Origin of the sequence: Vibrio sp. 10N.222.49.C9, assembly GCF_041474985.1 — a bacterium.
GTDB classification, from domain to species: Bacteria; Pseudomonadota; Gammaproteobacteria; order Enterobacterales; family Vibrionaceae; genus Vibrio; species Vibrio crassostreae_C.
Genome location: NZ_JBFRVD010001512.1, coordinates 1 through 516 on the forward strand (window position 1 = coordinate 1; position 516 = coordinate 516).

The following is a 516-nucleotide window of genomic DNA, read 5'->3' on the forward strand; positions in this document are numbered from 1 at the left end:
CGTTCTTATCTCATTGGTTACTGTGTTGTTTAGCGGAGAATCATCATCGTCTCCAACCCAGAACTCAAAAAGATCCCCAAGAATATAAACCGCGTCTGAATTCGGTGCTTCTTCACGCATAAAGCGTACGAAAGCATCAGTCATGTCGCTGCGATTGGGAGTAAGGTGTAGATCTGAGATAAAGAGAGTGCGCATTGGGAGAGGGTTCCATTGGAGAGAATAAACCGCCCAAGCCAAGCTTGGACGGTTTGAAAGCTATTACTCAGCGATAGTAGTGCCAGTAATAATAACTTCTTCTAGAGGAACATCTTGGTGCATACACATGCTACCAGTGCTCACGCCTTTGATTTTGTTTACTACATCCATGCCTTCAGTCACTTTACCGAATACACAGTAACCCCAGCCGTTCATGTCTTCTGATTTGAAGTCCAAGAAAGTGTTGTTGTTAATGTTGATAAAGAACTGTGAGCTAGCAGAATGCGGTTCCATAGTACGCGCCATTGCGATAGTACCAAC

The 516-nt window shown here is 44.2% G+C and carries 2 protein-coding genes; both read right to left on the bottom strand.

The window, feature by feature from the left end:
- On the bottom strand, window positions 1–195 hold a 195-nt coding region (locus tag AB4585_RS29010), incomplete at its 3' end, for a metallophosphoesterase (protein ID WP_372172251.1).
- A gap of 63 nt (window positions 196–258) precedes the next feature.
- Window positions 259–516 (bottom strand): peptidylprolyl isomerase (locus AB4585_RS29015; protein WP_372172254.1); only part of this gene is annotated, 258 nt, incomplete at its 5' end.